At 61.7% G+C, this 17,330-nt stretch carries 18 protein-coding genes; 6 read left to right on the top strand and 12 right to left on the bottom strand.

The features are described 5' to 3' along the window. Positions 1-36 precede the first annotated feature (36 nt). The 4 genes from AB6B38_RS00685 to AB6B38_RS00670 form a co-directional block, all read right to left on the bottom strand. Positions 37-2,805: a hypothetical protein gene (locus AB6B38_RS00685; protein ID WP_371393714.1), complete on the bottom strand. Its 2,769-nt coding sequence runs from the start codon at positions 2,803-2,805 to the stop codon at positions 37-39. A gap of 232 nt (positions 2,806-3,037) precedes the next feature. Beyond that, positions 3,038-3,583, bottom strand: a complete 546-nt coding sequence (locus tag AB6B38_RS00680) for a hypothetical protein (RefSeq protein WP_371393713.1) — start codon at positions 3,581-3,583, stop codon at positions 3,038-3,040. Next, positions 3,546-3,929 carry a PadR family transcriptional regulator gene (locus tag AB6B38_RS00675; RefSeq protein WP_371393712.1) on the bottom strand — a complete coding sequence of 128 codons (384 nt, stop codon included), beginning with the start codon at positions 3,927-3,929 and terminating at the stop codon, positions 3,546-3,548. The genes AB6B38_RS00680 and AB6B38_RS00675 overlap by 38 nt, the downstream gene beginning before the upstream one ends. Positions 3,930-3,939: 10 nt before the next feature. Continuing rightward, positions 3,940-4,458, bottom strand: coding sequence for an A24 family peptidase (locus tag AB6B38_RS00670; protein WP_371393711.1), 519 nt, complete (start codon positions 4,456-4,458; stop codon positions 3,940-3,942). A 168-nt stretch (positions 4,459-4,626) separates the two neighbouring features. Between AB6B38_RS00670 and AB6B38_RS00665 the strand changes: the two genes are divergently transcribed. After that, the gene (locus AB6B38_RS00665) at positions 4,627-5,217 is read left to right on the top strand and encodes an NADPH-dependent FMN reductase (protein ID WP_371393710.1); all 591 of its coding nucleotides are present in this window, start codon (positions 4,627-4,629) and stop codon (positions 5,215-5,217) included. Positions 5,218-5,307: 90 nt separating this feature from the next. Here the strand turns inward: AB6B38_RS00665 and AB6B38_RS00660 are convergent, their stop codons facing one another. The 4 genes from AB6B38_RS00660 to AB6B38_RS00645 form a co-directional block, all read right to left on the bottom strand. Continuing rightward, positions 5,308-5,955 (bottom strand): hypothetical protein, encoded by a 648-nt coding sequence (locus tag AB6B38_RS00660; protein ID WP_371393709.1) that lies wholly within the window; start codon positions 5,953-5,955, stop codon positions 5,308-5,310. Then, positions 5,955-6,386 carry a RusA family crossover junction endodeoxyribonuclease gene (locus AB6B38_RS00655; protein WP_371393707.1) on the bottom strand — a complete coding sequence of 144 codons (432 nt, stop codon included), beginning with the start codon at positions 6,384-6,386 and terminating at the stop codon, positions 5,955-5,957. Before AB6B38_RS00655 ends, AB6B38_RS00660 begins: the two co-directional genes overlap by 1 nt. 75 nt (positions 6,387-6,461) lie before the next feature. Beyond that, positions 6,462-8,027 (bottom strand): glutamine-hydrolyzing GMP synthase, encoded by a 1,566-nt coding sequence (gene guaA, locus AB6B38_RS00650; RefSeq protein ID WP_371393706.1) that lies wholly within the window; start codon positions 8,025-8,027, stop codon positions 6,462-6,464. 49 nt (positions 8,028-8,076) lie between these two features. Further along, positions 8,077-8,778, bottom strand: coding sequence for a hypothetical protein (locus AB6B38_RS00645; RefSeq protein WP_371393704.1), 702 nt, complete (start codon positions 8,776-8,778; stop codon positions 8,077-8,079). 223 nt (positions 8,779-9,001) lie between these two features. Between AB6B38_RS00645 and AB6B38_RS00640 the strand changes: the two genes are divergently transcribed. Both AB6B38_RS00640 and AB6B38_RS00635 read left to right on the top strand, forming a co-directional pair. Continuing rightward, positions 9,002-9,640, top strand: coding sequence for an SRPBCC family protein (locus AB6B38_RS00640; RefSeq protein WP_371393703.1), 639 nt, complete (start codon positions 9,002-9,004; stop codon positions 9,638-9,640). Between the two features lie 4 nt (positions 9,641-9,644). Further along, positions 9,645-9,974, top strand: a complete 330-nt coding sequence (locus tag AB6B38_RS00635; RefSeq protein WP_217980066.1) for a metalloregulator ArsR/SmtB family transcription factor — start codon at positions 9,645-9,647, stop codon at positions 9,972-9,974. Between the two features lie 3 nt (positions 9,975-9,977). Here the strand turns inward: AB6B38_RS00635 and AB6B38_RS00630 are convergent, their stop codons facing one another. The 4 genes from AB6B38_RS00630 to guaB are packed head-to-tail and all read right to left on the bottom strand — an operon-like array spanning position 9,978 to position 13,832. Then, positions 9,978-10,247, bottom strand: a complete 270-nt coding sequence (locus AB6B38_RS00630; RefSeq protein ID WP_371393702.1) for a DUF2442 domain-containing protein — start codon at positions 10,245-10,247, stop codon at positions 9,978-9,980. A 1-nt stretch (position 10,248) separates the two neighbouring features. Beyond that, positions 10,249-11,019 carry an abortive infection family protein gene (locus AB6B38_RS00625; RefSeq protein WP_371393701.1) on the bottom strand — a complete coding sequence of 257 codons (771 nt, stop codon included), beginning with the start codon at positions 11,017-11,019 and terminating at the stop codon, positions 10,249-10,251. A gap of 9 nt (positions 11,020-11,028) precedes the next feature. After that, on the bottom strand, positions 11,029-12,342 hold the full coding sequence (locus tag AB6B38_RS00620; protein ID WP_371393700.1) for an RsmB/NOP family class I SAM-dependent RNA methyltransferase: 1,314 nt from the start codon (positions 12,340-12,342) through the stop codon (positions 11,029-11,031). Next, on the bottom strand, positions 12,342-13,832 hold the full coding sequence (gene guaB, locus AB6B38_RS00615) for an IMP dehydrogenase (RefSeq protein ID WP_371393699.1): 1,491 nt from the start codon (positions 13,830-13,832) through the stop codon (positions 12,342-12,344). The genes AB6B38_RS00620 and guaB overlap by 1 nt, the downstream gene beginning before the upstream one ends. 269 nt (positions 13,833-14,101) lie before the next feature. Here guaB and AB6B38_RS00610 point away from each other — a divergent pair, with 269 nt between their 5' ends. The 3 genes from AB6B38_RS00610 to AB6B38_RS00600 all read left to right on the top strand — a co-directional run bounded on the left by AB6B38_RS00610 (position 14,102) and on the right by AB6B38_RS00600 (position 17,272). Further along, entirely contained in the window at positions 14,102-15,052 is a 951-nt protein-coding gene (locus AB6B38_RS00610) for a hypothetical protein (RefSeq protein WP_371393697.1), read from the top strand. Between the two features lie 100 nt (positions 15,053-15,152). Continuing rightward, positions 15,153-16,022, top strand: coding sequence for an SDR family NAD(P)-dependent oxidoreductase (locus AB6B38_RS00605; protein ID WP_371393696.1), 870 nt, complete (start codon positions 15,153-15,155; stop codon positions 16,020-16,022). 104 nt (positions 16,023-16,126) lie between these two features. Next, positions 16,127-17,272 carry a GNAT family N-acetyltransferase gene (locus tag AB6B38_RS00600; protein ID WP_371393694.1) on the top strand — a complete coding sequence of 382 codons (1,146 nt, stop codon included), beginning with the start codon at positions 16,127-16,129 and terminating at the stop codon, positions 17,270-17,272. The last annotated feature ends 58 nt before the right edge of the window (positions 17,273-17,330 follow it).

Below are 17,330 nucleotides of genomic sequence, written 5' to 3'. Positions count from 1 at the left end.
GCGCCGGGCATTGGCCCGGCGCGTCTGGCTCATCGCCTAGCAGGTGCTTCCGGCTTCCAGACCGCAGGTCCAGTCAGCCCACCAGCGATCACTCGAGTCACGCACAGCGCCGATATAGTCGACATCGTCGAAGTACGGATCGAGCGTGGTGACGTCGAATGCCTGACGGGCATTCTCATTGGCACCATTCACGAAGGTGTTGGTCAGCGTACTGGCCGTGCCCGTGGTGTTGTTCGAACCACCCGAGACCGCCGCCGAAGCTGCTGCCTGATCGGAAGCCGCCGTGGACAGGCCGCCCGCGCAGTCGAACAGCACCGAGTCGAAGCTCGGATCGACGTCCACGCCCTGGTAGCCAGCAACGCCGTTACCGGCTGAGGTTTCCCAGCGGAAGCACTCAGGACCGTAGCTCACAACACCGTTCACATACCGGCCAACCGTACCTGTGTTCAGGCGGAAGGCGTTGGTGCGGTTACCGATGAAGGTGAAGTTGGAGAAAGTGGCATTGGACAGCGGGGTTACACCCGGAGCCGAGCTGGAGGCTTCGACGATATTGTCGCCGCCACCGGCACGCTGAATGCCCAGCAGGAACTGCACATTGCCGTTCCAGCCATTATCGGTGTCGAAGGAGTCATCGTCAGCGCCGGTCACGACAAGGTATTTGCCGTTCACAGTGCCGCCGAACCACTCGATACCGTCATCCGAGCCGTTATGGACCTGGATGTATTCGAACACCGTGCCGCGGCCAACACCGCCCAGCGTGATGCCGTTCAGCTCGTTACCCGGCGCGATTTCAAAGCCGGCGAACTTGACTTGCACGAAGGTCAGCGAGCCCGAGCTGTCATCTTCTTCAATACCGCCATAGAGGCCGTCCGGATTGGTCACACCCTCGATCAGGTTTTCGCAATCGATGGTGCCCGGAGCAGCCGCGTCACGGCAGCGATTGGTCGGCGCACGGCCCAGGATCACAAGACCGCCCCACTCACCGATGGCATCTTCGCGATTGCCGGTATTGGTGACGTCGTTTTCCGAGGTCATGATGACCGGGTTCTGACGCGTGCCGTTGGCAAAGATCTGCGAGCCGCGATTGATGAGCAGGTAGTCAGCACCCGAACGGCCGTAGAGCGTTACGCCCGATTCGATGGTGATCGACGCCGCCAGACCATTGGCAGCATTGCCGTCCGCACCGACATCGCGGCCAACGCGGACATCGCCTTCCAGTTCGTAGATATTGCCGCGGGTCAGACGGATGTCGGACGTGATGACGCCAGAAAGGCGGCACACATTCTGGCCCTGACGCTGGAAGCCGGTGTCCGTCGTGCCCGTGGGGCAATCAGGTTCCGGGAACAGGCCGAAGGTCCAGCCAGCCGCCCAGTTGCTCGTTTCCGTCTCGGTCGGGCCAAAGGCGCCGATATAGTCTGCTGCCTGGAAAAAGCTGTCGAGGGTCGTCGCGTCGAACGCCGTTACGCCCTGTTCAACCGGCCCCGGGAAGAGGCGTGACGCGAGCGAGCTTTCTGCCTGTGCATTGTTCGCGTCAGCCGCAACAGCGGCCGCAGCCGCAGCCTGATCGGAATTGGCCGTCGAGAGACCGCCTTCGCAGTCAAACAGGACCGAGTTGAAGCTCGGATCAACACCGGCGCCCTGATAGCCAGCCGTGCCGTTGCCCGCAGAGCTTTCCCAGCGCATGCATTCCTGACCGTAATCAACGACGCCATTCACATAGCGGCCGACCGTGCCGGTGTTCAGGCGGAAAGCATTGGTGCGGTTACCCACGAAGGTGAAGTTGGCGAACGTTGCATTGGACAGCGGGGTTACGCCCGGAGCTGAGCTCGAAGCCTCGACGATATTGTCGCCGCCATTGGCGCGCTGGATCGCGATCACATACTGGTTGAAGCCATTATAGCCGTTGTCGGTGTCGAGCGAGTCGTCGTCAGCGCCGGTCACGACCAGATAGCGGCCATTTACCGTACCGCCGAACCATTCAATGCCATCGTCCGAGCCGTTATGGACCTGGATGTACTCGAAGGTCGTGCCCGAACCGACACCGGCCAGCGTGATGCCGTTCAGCTCATTGCCGGGCGCGATTTCAAAGCCGGCGAACAGGACGCGCACATAGCGCATGATGCCGGAATTATCCTGCGGGTTATTGCCACCATAAAGCGCATCAGGATTGGTGACGCCCTCGACGAGGTTTTCGCAGTCCACAGTACCTGGCGTCGCGGCATCGCGGCAGCGATTGATCGGCGCACGGCCGAGCACGACGATACCGCCCCACTCGCCAATATTGTCACCGCCAAAGTCCTGCGGATTGGCTGCGCGGCGGATCAGGTCCTCGTCAGAGGTCATGGTGATCGGCGATGCCGCTGTGCCGTTGGCCTCGATCTGCGAGCCGCGGTTGATGACCAGATAGTCCGCGCCGCCCTGACCGAAAATGGTGACGCCCGGCTCGATGGTGAGGCGGGCAGACACGCCGCCTGCAGCGTTACCGTCGGCACCGACATCGACACCCACATTCACGCGGCCATCAATGCGATAAGCCACACCATCCACGTAGGGGAGGGTCAGATTGTTGAGAATGTCGCCAGACAGGACACAGCTTGTCAGGCCGCCGACATCAGCACCAGTGGTGAAGCCGCTGGGGCAGGTGGCGCCGCCACCGCCGCCGCCGCCACCACCCCCACCACCACCACCGCCACCTGGCGGGGTACCGGGATTGGTCGCACCGGGCGACGAGATATTGGAGCCCTGACCGCATGATGCGGCAGCCAGGCCGAGCGCAAGTATGGCTGCGTATTTCTTCAACGACATGATCGTCCCCTCTGCGGACGCGCGTGGCGCGCGTCACCTGCAAATGTTTCAGCTCGCAGCGAGACAGGTGTGATCCCATCTCGACAGGGTATCCTGTTATACAAGATTCATGTCAGACCGGTGACATGCATTGCAAGTTTCTGGAATTGGCGAGATCTGGCGGACATGCTTGCCGGCCGGTGACAGCACGCCGTGCCCGGCAATCAAGAAACCGGATAGGCGAATCAGGCGTTTAGTGAATAGCCAGTCCGCGCGGTGAGCGGAACTCACGCCAGGCGGCGCGTATCATCGCAAATCCGCTGACGCCGGCCAGCACGGCTAGGATGCCTGCCAAAGGCAGGAACCATGGGCCAGCCAGATCGGTCAGCAGCGAGACCATGTCGGGATTGGCAGCCCCGACAAATACGCTCCCCGTGCTGGCATTCAGCCAGATGCTCACCAGAGTGGGTTCTGCCAGTTCTGCCAGCAGCAAGGTGACAGATACAAACATACACACCCACAGCAGCACGGCACCGACTGCCATGGTGACAGGAAGCAGCCGCGCCAAACGATGACCCGCCGATGGATTCGCGTGGCCGGTAGCCGCCAAATAGCTGTTTGCCAGCGCACGCGGTGGTCCCATGAGGCGCAGAGCCTCGGCCTCGCCAAGCAGCGCGCAGCGTTCGGCCAGGTGGCTATGGGTTTCGGCCAGTATGTCCTCGCGCTCATGCGCAGAAAGCCTGGTCAGCGCACGCGCGAGTTCACGAAGATAGGTCTCTATCTGAGGCGTTGAGTTCACCGGCCTGTCCCGCAAGTCTGTCCAACTGCGAGCGAAACTCTATCCATGCCTGGCTCATGGCCGACACGGCGAGTTTGCCCTCAGCCGTGAGGTTATAATATTTGCGTGGCGGTCCTGTGACACTCGGCTGCCAGCGGGCATGAATCCGGCCCTCCAGCTGCAATCTTTTCAACAGCGGGTAAATTGTGCCGTCAGATATGCCGAGCCCCTGAGCTCCTGACAGAGCATCCAGCAGCTCGATTCCATACATTTCCTTGCGGGCCAACAGGCTTAGAACGGCAAATTCAGCCGCGCCCTTGCGCAGCTGCGCCTTCCAGCCCCCGATATCCAGTCGATCTGACGTCATCGAAAGATTATTACTGTGTTCGCAGCAGGTTGTCTCGCCCTGATCGTCTAGGCCTGCACCCATAGTCCAGCCCGCAACAGCAGCCAGGCTGCGGCAATTCCAGCAGCCAGGAACGGGCCGAATGGAAGCGCGGTATCAGGGCCGACCTCCCGCCGGCCATCAGCCTCAGCGCCAGCGCCCAGACGAGGCCAGCAATACTGGCCACCAGAAGAATGACGGGAAGGAGCGCAGCCCCGCACCAGGCACCGCCCACAGCAAGCAGCTTGGCATCACCCCGGCCCAGCCCGTCGCGCCCGCGCACCGACCGGTAGGCAAGCTCCAGCGCGACAAGACCGGCATAGCCGATAATCGCACCCGCCAGATGCCACAGGATGCCGTCACCCAGCCACCAGGCAGCCAGGAGGCCTGCGGGTATCAAGGGCAGGGTCAGCCAGTCGGGCAGCCGGAAGCTGCAGATATCGATGACGGACAGCGCAAGCAGGCCGCCCAGCAAAACTGCCGAACTGAGGATAATGTCTACAGGCCACATCGCCCTTGGTAATATCGCGCGCCGGGCCTGCGCGCCAGCCGCCAGCGTCTGCCCACGAGGCGAGGAGGGTCCAGGAGCCCCCCCCCTGGACAATCTGGCATTATCAAAAGCTTCGACCTAACATTGCCGATCACGCATAAAGCAGGGCCGTCCGGGAAAGGGAAATACATGACCCACCATATCCTCGTCCTCTACGGCTCCTACCGCGCCGACCGGCAGGGAATCCGGCTGGCGCGTTATCTCGTGAGAGAGCTTAGAGAGCTTGGTAACGAGGCCGAGCTGATCGACGCCAAGGCCATCAACCTGCCCATGCTGGACCGCATGTATAAGGAGTACGCTGCCGGCGAGGCACCTGCCGGGCTGGAAGAGCTGGCCGGAAAGATCCGCAAGGCCGATGCGTTCGTCTTCGTCACTGGCGAATATAACTGGGGCATCCAGCCGGGCCTGAAAAACCTGACCGACCATTTTCTGGAGGAATGGTTCTGGCGGCCCGCGGCCATTGCCAGCTATTCGGCCGGCCGGCTGGCCGGCGTGCGTGCCGCGCTTACCTGGCACGGGACGCTGTCGGAAATGGGGATGGTCGTCATCTCAAGTTCGCTTGCCGTGGGCGGAATTCGCCACGCGCTTGATGACAACGCGAAGCCTACCGGCGAGGGCGGAGCCCCGCTGGAGAAGGCTTTTCCACGCTTTGCCGCCGATCTTGCATGGTGGACCGAGGCGGCCAAGGCTCAACGCGAAAAACGCGGAACACCGTATTGAAGGGCGCGTCCCGCACTTCATCGATGATGCGCGTGGCGACGCCGCCGTGGAAGTCGTGATTACGTAGGCTCAGGTGCGCCCATACAAACTTTAGGCAATGCTCCGGATTGTCTGCAACATAAATTCTACGTCTTCTTGGCTGGGTTCCACATCGAGGTTCCCGTGAACGATTTGATTTCTGAGCTTAATCAGGTCGCGTAAGCGCGCACCATCGGAAGCAGTTAGGTGACCTTCCATAATCAGCGACTGGACTACGGTTCCCGGCTTCAGCGGGCGAATATCGCTTTGGTCGAGCGGCCCGTGTGCAATAGCCTCCAAAAGCGGCCAAGCCATAACAAAGGCGGCACGCAGGAAACCTGTCTTGCTGAGCTTCTCTATTTCGGCCAACCGTTTATTGATCGATTGTGAACTGGCCGGAGCAACTCCACCGGCTTCCAAATCATCTGCGTTGGTGTAAGCAACGGAGAATGTCCACCCTGGATGCTGTTCCACAATTTCCCGCAGTCTCGTCAGCGGCATGAATTGGAAGCTGGGCCGGCGGGCGATCTTCACTTCAATTGCGACGTGTTGGTCGCCGCGGCTCGCTACCGCATCCGGGACATAACCGCCGAACTCTACCGGAAGCTGCATCTCATCAATTGAGGTGGCAAACGTATAGCCTGCCGAAGTGTAACGCTCTCTCAAGCGCTCTAAAACAGCGGCCTCATGTTCGCCTAGGCTTGTATCCGAAACCGCCATTACGAGATGGTTCTCCAACCAAGGTCATCATCAATGCGAATATACACTAAGGGCGGCTCGGCATCCAACGCAGCAGCGAGTTGATCCGACAGCGACAAAAATTCCCGCTCGACCGTTGGTTCAAATTTCTGAACTGTGACCCGCTCAACCTGGTTATCGTCTAGGTAACAGACAGTCTCAAGCCCATCGAGTATTGGCTTCACGATGTTATCGACGTCGCCCTGCATCAGCGCATCTGCGAAGTAATATATCAATACGGAGACTGGGCGCGCGTCAGACCAGCCAAGCTCGGACGTATGATTCCGGCGCTCGGTCGCGGCCCCGCGAACCTTTTCTTGCCAAGCTGCTCTACCTGCCGGTCTGGCCTGATGCGAAACCGGTACTCCCGGTATCAATACCTCAAGCGGAAAAAAGTCCCCAACGCCTGCCATCCACCTCCCCCGTCAAGCGGGCGATAATCTATCAGATGCTGTGCCCTCGGGTAGCCCCTTCGCGCGGTTGCCCCCCTACTCCCACTCAATGGTCCCCGGCGGTTTGCTGGTCACGTCATAGACCACGCGATTGACGCCGCGCACTTCATTGATGATGCGCGTGGCGACCCGGCCCAGGAAGTCGTGATCGAAGGGGAAATAGTCCGCCGTCATGCCGTCCACGCTCGTCACGGCGCGTAAGGCCAGAACGCTGTCATAGGTGCGCTCATCGCCCATCACGCCGACGGTGCGCACGGGCAGCAGCACCGCGAAGGCCTGCCAGATCACGTCGTAGAGACCTTCCTTCTTGATCTCCTCGATATAGATGCGGTCGGCGGCGCGCAGGATATCGGCCTTTTCCTTCGTGACGGCGCCCGGAATACGGATGCCAAGGCCCGGCCCCGGAAAGGGGTGGCGGCCGACGAAAGCTTCGGGCAGGCCAAGCTCGCGCCCCAGCGCCCTCACCTCGTCCTTGAAGAGCTCGCGAAGCGGCTCCACCAGCTTCATGTTCATGCGCGCGGGCAGGCCGCCGACATTATGGTGAGACTTGATGGTGACGGACGGGCCGCCATCAAAGCTGACGCTCTCGATCACGTCCGGGTAGAGCGTGCCCTGGGCCAGAAAGTCCGCCCCGCCAGCGAGCTTGGCCTTCTCCTCGAACACATCGATGAAGAGCTTGCCGATGGTCTTGCGTTTCTTTTCCGGGTCGTCGATGCCGTCCAGAGCGGAGAGGAAGCGTTCGCCCTCATCGGCGGCGACCAGCGGGATATTGTAATGCTCGCGGAAGAGGGTGACGACCTCTTCGGCCTCGCCATGGCGCATCAGGCCGGTATCGACGAAGACGCAAGTTAGCTGATCGCCAATCGCCTCGTGGATCAGCACGGCGGCAACGGCGGAGTCCACCCCGCCCGATAGCCCGCAGATCACCCGGCCGGAACCCACCTGTTCGCGGATGCGGGCAATCGCCTCATCCTTGAAGGCGGCCATGGTCCAGTCGCCCTTCATGCCCGCAATCTCGTGGGTGAAGTTCTTCAGAAGCAGCGCGCCGCGCGGCGTGTGAACCACTTCCGGGTGGAACTGCACGCCGTAAAAGCGCCGGGCTTCATCGGCAATCGCCGCAAAGGGCGCGCCGGGGCTCGTAGCGATAACGTGAAAGCCTTCGGGCGCGGCCATCACGCGGTCGCCATGGCTCATCCACACGCGCTCGGTATCGCCAATCTCGCCGAGACCTTTCAGCAGCGGGCTTTCGGCCACGATCTGGATATCGGCGCGGCCGAACTCGCGATGGTCGGATGTTTCCACCCGCCCGCCGAGCTGCGCGCACATGGTCTGCTCGCCATAGCAGATGCCCAAGACCGGCACGCCTGCCTCGAAGATGTAAGGATCAGCGCGCGGGCTGTCCTCCCAGCTCGTCGAATGCGGAGAGCCGGACAGGATGATGGCCCTGGGGCCGTAATCCTTCACAAAATCCGCAGTGGCGCGGTTATAGGGATGGACCTCGCAATAGACGCCGCTCTCGCGCAGGCGCCGTGCGATAAGCTGGGTCACCTGACTGCCGAAATCGACAATCAGGGCGCGTTCGTGTTCGGCTGCAGTGCTCATGGTGAGCGATTAGCCGAGATTCTCGTCCGTGGCGAGGGGGTGGGTGGAATCAGGCAATGATTCGTCCCGGCACGACCGTGCGCAGGTGGAACATCAGCTCTTCAGCGCCATCATCAATATCTTTCAACCTTATCAGGCGGCCGGACTTGGGCCTTATCCAGTAATAGCCCAGCAGCCCGGCACTACCGGCGGCTTCAATGTCCTTGAATTTTACGGCCCGCCTGCCAGCAAGCGGATGAGAGATTTCAATCTGCTCCTCATTCCACCTGATCTTCACGAAATAGATGCTGTAGAACTTCATCGCCATCACGGCGCCGAAGAGCAGGACGAGAACTCCAACGGCAGGTAAAAGCACCGCGTCCCACCCGCTCGGCCCTCGGTCAGCAATGAAAACGATCAGCAGAGCAAAAAGCCCGCCGATAATCGATGTGACGGAAAGCAGGCCATAGGCCCAGCCGAGATACTTTTCATATCTTGGTGGTCCTATCGCGTGCCAGCCCGCCCCGGCCGGCTCGACGTTTGAAAAGCCTTTGGGATTTCTGATAGTTATGAACAAAATGCCAAGCGCCGCCATGATGACCAGCGCCAACACTCTACCGGGGGAAAAGATCGCCTCCACCCAGCTTTGGCCCTCCTCGCGCCCCAGGCCCATGCTGACAAGCAGACCAAAGGCGATACACAGCACATATATTCCGAGGAATTTCAGGAGGTCGCGGGGCCGCCGCCACAACGGGCTCTGTTCCTCGTCCATAGTCTATCTCCGGCAGGCTATGCATCAGGTGCAGTGGCGATTCCTGCAACCCTACCCCGCCTTCTCCAGTCCGCACACGTAAAATCCGTTGGCCACAGCTGCTTCCTGCGCGGCCATAGCAGCAAGCCACATCCCTCCCGCTTCCCTTTCACCCCCTTCCCTCATTTGACTCTCATATAATTTGTTGCTTATACAAGTAGTATCGAAATTATGGGAGACAGGCATGCAGATCGACATTGCAGCGGCCATCGGGGCCACGGCCCGCGAGGTGCGCAATCTGGAGCGGGACGGCAAACCCGCCGTAGCGATTGTGGCGAGCCGCACCTACGCCACCCGTATCGAGGATTTGTGGGAGGCGGTGACCACGAAAGAGCGCCTCGCGCGCTGGTTCTCGCCCGTGTCGGGTGAATTCCGTCCCGGTGGCCGGTTCCAGATCGAGAATAATGCGGCTGGCGAAATTGGCGTCTGCGAGCCGCCGCGCACGCTGGACATCACCTGGGAATTCTCCGAACAGATCAGCTGGGTAAGCGTGCGGCTCCACAATGCCGGGAACGGGCATGCGCGCCTGGAACTGACCCATCTCTATGTGGTCGATCCTGACTGGGAAGAAAAATACGGCCCCGGCGCGGGCGGTGTCGGCTGGGATCTGGGCCTTGCCGGGCTGGCGCTGCATGTCAGCGGCGAGGTGACGGCCCCGGTGGAAGCAAGTGGCGAATGGTTCGCCTCGCAGAATTATCGCGATCTGGTCGATGCCACCGCCAAAGCCTGGGGCGAGGCGCATGCAGCCTCCGGCGCGCCAGCAGACGAGGCCCGCGCGGCAGCGGCCCGCACCGCCGCCTTCTTCAAGGGGGAGGAGCAATAGCCCCATGCACGCCTTTGACGTCCTTGGAGACCCGGTGCGCCGGCGCATACTGGAATTGCTGGCCGAAAACGAGCTGCGCTCTGGCGAGATCGTCGAGGTCATCCACGCGGAGTTCGGGATCAGCCAGGCCGGCGTCTCCCAGCATCTCAAAGTGCTGCGCGATGCGGGGTTTGCCACCTCCCGCGTGGACGGGGCGCGCCGCATCTACCGGCTCGAACCCGCCCCGCTGCAGCAGGTCGATGACTGGCTCTCCCGCTTCAAGGGCTTCTGGACGCACAAGCTGGAGGCGCTGGCCACCGAAGTGGCACGGGGGAAGAAAGAGCGGGGGGAATAAGGGTCAGGCCGCGCGGCCCGCAGGCTTGAGCAGGTCTTGCGCTGTCATGTCCTTGTGCAGTGCCCACGGCGCAAGATCGAAACCGTTCGGCCAGGTCGGCGCGCCTTCCTCAAGGAATACGCGGGCGAAATAGGCGGGATCACGCAAAGGCTCCACCATCGCGCCCGGCCGGGCGATGAGAGCCGACAGGTCCAGCTCGCCCGCCTGACCATCCGAGAAGGTCAGGTGCAGCATGGCCGGGGAAGTGGCCTTGATATGGATGACTTTGATCATTCTACGCGTCCAACGGGTCTAGGGAGGCTTTCCAAGTCTCCACGAGAAAAGTGGCCATCGCGCCTGCCATGTTGACCGCCAGGGCAGCATGACGAGGAGACGGTTTTGCACGAAGGCGGGCTCCCGGCGCGTGCGCATCAGATAGCCGGTTTCGCAGCGTACCTAATCCATTTACGACAGTATGTGCGCCGCCAAGGATCGACTTGATAGGCACTTCAGAGTGGGCGTTGGGCGCAAGCTTCAGATGAACTGCAACCAAGCCATAAAGCTTTGGGAGGTCGTCTGTGTTGGAGTAAGAAACAGCCATCTCATCAAGAATTTTTTTAATTACCGCTTCAAGCAAAGTCCTAGCCAAGGTGATTGCTCCTTGAGGATCGCTAAGCCGACGTTCCAAAGCTCTTTCCCAAACCTCATGAACGCCATCGGAGTCGAATGTCTTGAGGAGAGTTGAGGTTTCGCCATCTAGAGGAAGTCTTTGTGTGTCCTCCAAGAAATCAACAAGAGGCGTAAGAGCCGCTCCAATAATCTCACGCCGTTCAGCGTAAGTGGGAGCTTGATTTTTAATATATGGCCAAAAAGATGAAAGGCTTCGATGGGTCCTAACAAAATCCGGGAGAAGGACCTTCCATCTATCATTTTGCATAAAATACCGGCGAAGTTCGCGATACACATCTTCCTGTCTGACGCCACCGGTCGCGGATTCAACTAGGATATTTTCGAGCAGCATAGCGCGCTCAGCCGGTGCGTCCGGGATATCATCACAATCAAACATACACCCAAATTACCCCACCCTCGCCAGTCCGCACACGTAAAATCCGTCCGTGCCGGTGCGGGCGGGGGTGAGCTGGAGGGCGCCGTGCGCGCCAGCGCACGCGGCAAGGGTAAGCGCGCCCTCTTCGGTGAGCTGGCCGGAGCGTTGGAGCGCGTCCATAACCGGCACGGCGCGAAAATCGGGATTGGCGGCGAGGAACACATCGATCCGGTCGCCGTTTTCTTCCGGCAGGACAGAGCAGGTCACATAGACCATCCGCCCGCCGGGACGCACGTATTTCGCGGCCTTGGCCAGCACCTCGTCCTGCTGACTGATGCGTGTGGCGAGCGCCTTGTCCTTCAGGCGCCATTTGGTATCCGGCCTGCGCCGCCAGGTGCCAGAGCCTGTGCAGGGCGCGTCGATGAAGACCAGGTCCATCTTGCCTTCCAGATCGCCCAGCGCTTCTGCTTCCTTGCCCGAACGCACCTGAACATTGCGCACGCCTGCCCGCTCCAGACGCGGCCAGATGGCGCGCAGGCGCCGCCAGTCATAATCCCAGGCGTAAAGCTGGCCGGTATTATTCATCAAAGCAGCCAGAGAGAGCGTCTTGCCGCCCGCGCCTGCGCAGAAATCGAGCACTTGCAGCCCTTCCACCGGCGCGGCGGCGAGCGCGGCGATCTGGCTGCCAATGTCCTGCACCTCCACCCAGCCTTTCCCGTAAGCGGGGATGGCGTCAGCGGGCGGGGATTTGGCGCGCGGGTCATGGCCGGGCACGCGAATGCCGGTTGTGATCAGCGTGGACGGGTCAGCATTGAGCTGCGCGCGCACGGCATGAATTGCCTTTTCGGGGTCGGTTTTGAGCGTGTTGACGCGCAGATCTACGGCTGCGCGGCTGGCCATGCTCGCCCCTTCCAGCGCCGCGTCGTCGCCAAAGCCGCGCTTAAAGCTCGGCTCCAGCCATTCCGGGATTTCCGCGCGCGCGTGCAGCGGCGCGTCGCCGGAGAGCTTTGCCAGCATCCCCGCCCGTTCGGCATCGGTCAGAGGATCGGGCGCGTGCTCATCGCCTTCGAAAGTCGCGGCAATCGCATCGGGGCCCATCTCCCATTCATGGGCGAGCGTGCCCAGCACCAGGGCGCGGGGGCTGTCGGCACCCATCAGGTATGAGACAGAGCCCCTGCGCCGCAGACTGTCCAGCACGAGGCCGGAAATCCACGCCCTATCGCCAGAGCCCGCATAGCGGTTGGCCTTGCCCCAGTCGCGCATGGCTTCCTTGACCGGCTGATGCCGGTTCAAAATGGTGTCCAGCACCTCGATGGCGGCGGCGATACGCCCTGCATCCCGCATCAGCTCGGGCTGGGATAGTTGGGCGCTTCGCGGGTGATCGTCACGTCATGCACATGGCTTTCGCGAAGCCCGGCATTGGTGATGCGCACGAAGACGGCGTTCTTCTGGAAGTCGGCAATCGTCTTCGCGCCGGTATAGCCCATCGCGGCGCGAAGCCCGCCCACCATCTGATGCAGGATCGGGCCGACCGGGCCCTTATAGGGCACTTGGCCTTCAATGCCTTCAGGCACCAGCTTCATGCGGTCGGTGACCTCTTTTTGAAAATACCGGTCGGCCGAGCCGCGCGCCATCGCGCCGACACTGCCCATACCGCGATAGGATTTGTAGGAGCGGCCCTTGTACAGGAAGACCTCGCCGGGCGCTTCTTCCGTCCCGGCCAGCATGGAGCCCATCATCACGCAGTCCGCGCCGGCCGCGATGGCTTTCGCCACGTCGCCGGAATACTTGATCCCGCCATCGGCGATGACAGTGCCTTCAAAGCCTTGCGCCGCGCGGCGCGCTTCCATGATGGCGGTCAGCTGCGGCACACCGACACCGGCAACGATGCGCGTGGTGCAGATCGAACCCGGCCCGATCCCCACCTTCACGCAGTCTGCGCCCGCATCAAACAGGCCGCGCGCGCCATCATAGGTCGCTACATTGCCGGCCACGATCTGGGTGGTGTTGGAGGCGCGCTTGATACGGCGCACCTGCTCCAGCACGGCGGCGCTCATGCCGTGGGCAGTGTCGATCACGACGACGTCCACGCCCGCATCCATCAGCGCCTCGGCGCGCTCAAAACCGGCATCGCCGGTCGTGGTCGCCGCAGCGACGCGCAAGCGTCCATGCGCGTCCTTGGCGGCGTTGGGATAGGCTTGCGCCTTCTCCATGTCCTTGACGGTCATCAGGCCGACGCAATAGCCATCCTCGTCGACGACCAGCAGGCGCTCGATCCGGTGCTTGTGCAGGAGACGGCGCGCTTCTGCCTGGTCAGCGCCGGGGCGCACGGTGACCAGGTGATCCCTGGTCATCAGGCTGGACACAGCGGCGTTCAGATCGTCGGCAAAGCGCACATCCCGGTTGGTGATGATACCGATAAGCTTGCCGGGCTTGGCGCCGGCTGCGCCGCCCTTGCCACCGCCCTCAACGACCGGAATGCCGGAGATACGGTGATGGTCCATCAGGGCTTTGAGGTCCGCCAGCGTCGCATCCGGGCCGATCGTGACCGGGTTGACCACCATGCCGCTCTCATAGCGCTTCACGCGGCGCACTTCTTCGGCCTGCTCAGGTATTTCCAGATTGCGGTGAATGACGCCAAGCCCGCCCGCCTGCGCCATGGCAATCGCCAGCGGCGCTTCGGTGACGGTATCCATCGCCGCCGACAGGATCGGAATGTTCAGGCCGACATCACGCGTCACACGCGTGCGCACATCTGCGTCAGCGGGGATTATCTCGGATGCGCCGGGCTGCAAGAGCACATCGTCGAAGGTAAGACCTTCACGTATCTCCATGGCGGAGACCTCCTTTTCTCTTGCGGGGTCGCTCTAACGCCGAAACCGCTGCGAGGCAAGGGGCGGTGTCCAGCCGAGGACATCTACCACCGGGCGGCATCTGGAAACGCGCGCCGCGAAGCCCGCCCCCACCGTCCGGCAGGCCGGGCAAGGCCGCAGCGTAGAAAATCGGGGTCTAGAGAAAGTCGAAATGAGCTTTAATTAATATCGCTGACCTTGTGCCAGGTTCACGAATTTTAGATAGTTTCAAATTATCCAAGAGGTCTCACATGACGTTTTTCATAGTACTAACTGCCATGTCATCGCTCAGTATTGGCTCGGCGGACGAAATGTCACCGCCATATACACTGGTTGATATCACGGATGATTATGCCCGCATTTACGACCAGACAGCAGATATGCCGGAGGAGGAGCGGATAGCGCGCACCCAAGCGGGCCTCCACGAAGCCTTTCCGGGTTTTTACGACACCGCCCGCATGAACAGCATAGGGGTATCCAACGACCGCTATCGCGCATGGATAGCGCGGTCCCTTGAGAATTTCGCTGATATTCGCGGAGACTATCGCCATACGGCACGAGAATTTGCCGATATGCTGGCTCCCGCCCATGCCAGTTTCGTCGAAGCATTTCCAGACCTCGAACCCATTGGCGATATCTATATTCTTCACAGTCTGGGGGAGATGGACGGCGGAACGCGCTATATCGATGAACGCATCATGCTGGTGTTTGGCGCCGACCGGATGACGACCAGCCCGATAACCGACTGGACCGCCTTCTTCCATCACGAGCTGTTCCACGTCTATCACTTCCAGCAATCCTTCATGGGCTGTCCGGAGATGTGGTGCTTTTTGTGGATTGAGGGTCTTGCGACCTATGTCGCCGCGACACTGAACCCCGGCGCCAATGACACGGAGTTGTTGCTGGATTGGCCCGAACCCATCCGCGAGGACGTTGACGCCAATCTGGCCGAAGCTGCCTGTGCCGTGGCTGAAAGGTTCAACTCGCAAGCATCGGAAGACCATGGCGCGCTCTTCAGCAATAACCGCCTGAACGAAAGGCTGCCGCCACGCTTTGGCTATTATGTGGGTAAGCTGGTAGCGCGCGAAGCGGCGCACGAGATGCCGCTCGCCGACCTTGCGAAGCTCACCCTGGACGAAGCCCGGCCCATTGTCGAACGTGCTCTTGGAAGACTCGCCCAGTGCGGGGACGAGGGCGCGTAAGCCACAAGCGCTTTCGAGACCCTCAGGCAAAGGGCTTGCCGCGATAGCCGAATGCGCCTCAGTGTACGCCCTGATTTCACTGACAGGGGACACAGCGAATATGGGCGGACGGCTGGACGGCAAGGTGGCAGTAATCACAGGCGGGGCGAGCGGTATCGGCAAGGCGAGCGTGGAGCGTTTCATCGCAGAAGGCGCGCATGTCGTGATGGGTGATCTCGAAACCGCGCGCGGCGAGGCCATGGCGCAGTTCCATGGGCCAAAGCTTGCCTTCCGCACCACCGACGTGAAGAACGAAGCCGACATCAAGGCACTGATTGATCTGGCCATCGAGCGTCACGGGCGGCTGGACATATTGTTCAATAATGCGGGCTCCGCCGAGCCGGACTATCCGGTTGAAAAGATAGAAGCTGGCGCATTCGACCATGTCATGCACCTGCATTTGCGCGCCGCCCTGTTCGGCATCAAGCACGCTTCACCGCACATGCAGGCCGCCGGAGGGGGATCGATCATCTCCACCTCCAGCGTCGCCGGGATAGGCGTGAATTACGGGCCTTTGCTCTACTCCATCGCCAAGGCGGCCCTTATCCACATGACGAAGACCGTTTCGGTGCGGATGGCACCGCACAAGATCCGGGTGAACTGCATCAATCCCGGCCTCATCGCGACGGCCGTGTTCGGACGCGCCTTCGGCCTCGATCAGGACGCAGCCGAAGCCGCCCAGCCCAAGCTGGAAGAACTGGGAGCCTTCGCCCAGCCTTTGCCCGTCGGCGGCAATCCGCTCGATATCGCCAATGCGGCCGTGTATCTCGCCAGCGACGAGGCGCGCTTCGTGACCGGACAGGCACTGGTGGTCGATGGCGGGCTTACCACCGGCACAGTGCCAGACCCCAATGGCGGCACAGCCGCGATCATCACCGATATTCTCGGCGTCGATCTGGCGGCCTGGCGGGCTGAACACGGCATTGGCTGACACATTAACTTTTCGCTAACCCTGCAGGTAAACCGGCCTCCAGCCGCTCGCCTCTGGCACGATAAATGCGAGTCTCAGCCCGAACTGAACGTGGAGGCCATGTCATGTTGCGCTGTGAGACAATCAAGACTGTCGCCCTGACCGCGCAGGATCAGCATGCGTGGACGGCAATGGCGCTGGCCACCGGCCTCGCCTCGCCCCTGCTGCATCCCGAATTTGCACAAGCCGTTTCGGCCACCCGTAATGATGTGGAAATCGCGCTTTTCCGCGACGCGAAAGGGCTGGCGGCCGTGTTCGCCTACCATCGCCGGCCCGGCGGCTTTGCCCGGCCCATCGGCTCTGCCTTCTCCGACATTCATGCCATTTTGCGCCGGCCGGACGTGGAAGCGCGTGACGAGGAATTGCTGGCCCTGGCCGGCCTGTCGCGCGCCCGCTTTGCTGCCCTCTTCACGCCTGACAAGCCACCGGCTGCCGGGCTGGAGCCGGTCGGCCCCTCGCGCGCAGCGGTAAGGCGGTCCACTGCCAATGCCCTCATCGCCGAACTGCAGGCCGAGCACCCGAAACGCTTCAAGGATTTCCGCCGCCGCCTGCGCAAGCTGGAAACCGAGCATGGCGAGGTACAGCTTGCTGTGTCGAGCGATCCGGCAACCCTTGACGAGCTGATAGGCTGGAAACGCCTGCAATACCGCCAGACCGGCCGCCATGACGTGCTGGCCCCGCGCTGGACGACCAGACTGATGCACGCCCTGTTCTCCCGACGGGAAGGCGCTGTACGCGGACGGCTCTACACCCTGCGGGCAGGTGGCCGGCTGATCGCGGCAGAATATGGCCCGGAAGGTCATGGCACCTTCCACCCCTGGCTTGCGGCCTATGACCCCGAAATGTCGGCGTATTCGCCAGGTCACCTTCTGGTCTACCTGCTCCTGTCGCGGATGGAAGAGTTTGGCCTGACACGCTACGAGATGGGCACCGGCCACGAGGACTACAAGAAATACTTCACCAATCACCGTTCCGCCCTTTACAGCGGGCTGGCGCGTGCGCCCCATTTCGAAGAACGCATGCGTGAAGCCGCAACCAAGCTGGCCATGGCAACCCTCACGCTGTGCGGTAACCGCGTGCGTGATCTGGGCAGGCGGATGCACAGCCGTATCGACCATATTGCGGCAGCAGAAACCAGCGCGGCAGGGCGCTGGGCCGGGCTGACACGGGCAGCTGGCGCCATCCTGTCAGGCCAGCAGCGCAGCGCCTGACAGGCGCCCGGCGCAACAACGAAAAAGGCGCGCCCCTTCAAGGGACGCGCCTTTACCG

The organism is Glycocaulis abyssi (assembly GCF_041429775.1).
Classification (GTDB): domain Bacteria; phylum Pseudomonadota; class Alphaproteobacteria; order Caulobacterales; family Maricaulaceae; genus Glycocaulis; species Glycocaulis abyssi.
Note: the sequence above shows the minus strand (reverse complement) of the source record. Positions and strands in the feature narration are given on the sequence as shown.